The 1,028-nt window shown below is 73.5% G+C and carries 2 protein-coding genes; both read left to right on the top strand.

The genetic code is table 11. The features are described from left to right. Positions 1–188 (top strand): hypothetical protein (locus ABZ641_RS39340; protein WP_359989550.1); only part of this gene is annotated, 188 nt, incomplete at its 5' end. A gap of 120 nt (positions 189–308) precedes the next feature. Further along, positions 309–1,028: NTF2-like N-terminal transpeptidase domain-containing protein (locus tag ABZ641_RS39335; protein WP_359989548.1), on the top strand; the 720-nt coding region annotated here is incomplete at its 3' end.

Genomic DNA, 1,028 nt, shown 5'->3' with positions numbered 1-1,028 from the left:
CCGGCTTCGTGGCCTACTACTGCGTCGACGCCGGTGATGGAGTGATGGTCTCCACCAGCGTCTTCGAGGACCGGGCCGGGGCCGAGGAGTCGGTCGCCCGGGCGGCGGACTTCGTCCGCGACAACCTCGCCTCGCTCCTTCCGAACCCGCCGCTGGTGACGGCGGGTCAGGTCGTGGCCGCCGGCTAGCAGGCCGGGTACGTTCCCGCGGTCGCCCCGCCCCGCCCGTCTGAGTACGGATACTCATTGCGCCACGGCCGTTCGAGGGCGGATGATCTCCAGCGCCATGATGTTCACGAGGGGGCGGGGATGATCGAGTTCGACGACGACCGGTACGAGGAAGCCGGGTTCGCGGACAACGAGTACGGGGCGGAGGAGGCGCCGGCGGAGGCGGCGACCAGGCGGCGCCGGGCGGTCCGGATCGGCGTCGCGGTCGTCTGCGGGGGCATGCTGGCGGTCGGCGGGGTGGGCGCGTACAACGTCGCGAACGCCGTCTGGGGCGGCTCCGGCGGGGGTGGGGTGAAGCCCGCGCAGCCCGTGGTGGCGACGGCCACTCAGGCGCCGACCGCCCAGGAGGCGGAGACCGCGGCCAAGGGCTTCCTCGATGCCTGGGCCAAGCGGGACTTCGCGGCCGCCGCCGCGCTGACCGACCGCCAGGACCTCGCCACCGGTGCCCTGACCGAGTTTCAGCAGACCGTGAACCCCATGGAGTTCACCCTCACCCCGACCGGTGCTGCCGCCGCCTCGGCGGGGCAGCCGGGCCGCACGGCCGAGGGCTTCCACGCCCGGATGCGGTTCCAGGGCACCGACCGTGCCTGGGAGTACGACGGCAGCCTCGGCGTGGTGCGCACCGACGAGGGACGGATCGCCGTGCACTGGGACCCGAGCGTGATCCACCCGAGCCTGGCGGCCGGCGGGTCGATCGCCGTCCGGACGGTGGACGCGCTGCCCGGCCGGCTGGTCGACCGGAACGGCAAGCCCTTTGAGGAGTCCTCGCCCGTGAAGGCGATGCTGGCCGGCGTGAAGACG

The sequence above is a fragment of the Kitasatospora sp. NPDC007106 genome, assembly GCF_040634455.1.
GTDB classification, from domain to species: Bacteria; Actinomycetota; Actinomycetes; order Streptomycetales; family Streptomycetaceae; genus Kitasatospora; species Kitasatospora arboriphila.
Note: the sequence above shows the minus strand (reverse complement) of the source record. Positions and strands in the feature narration are given on the sequence as shown.